The organism is Neobacillus drentensis, assembly GCF_036966985.1.
GTDB classification, from domain to species: Bacteria; Bacillota; Bacilli; order Bacillales; family Cytobacillaceae; genus Neobacillus; species Neobacillus drentensis_E.
In genome coordinates, this window is record NZ_JBALSN010000775.1 from 1 (window position 1) to 206 (window position 206).

Sequence of the window (206 nt, forward strand, 5' to 3'; positions counted from 1 at the left end):
CGTAGGCGGAGAGAATTACGTCACAAAAGCAGCTTATAATCAATTAAAATCTCCAACGCGAATCAAAGGCTCTACTCGTTATGACATGGCTGCGAATATTGTGAAAAAATACAATATGAGCACAAATAATACCTATGTAGGAAGAGGGTTTGGCTATGCCACTTCATCTTCTGCGGCAGGAATTGCAGCAAAGCAAAACAAAGCAT

The 206-nt window shown here is 40.3% G+C and carries 1 pseudogene; it reads left to right on the forward strand.

What is annotated here, in order from left to right:
• Positions 1 to 206, forward strand: a pseudogene (locus tag V7659_RS31615) (N-acetylmuramoyl-L-alanine amidase); the annotation flags it as partial.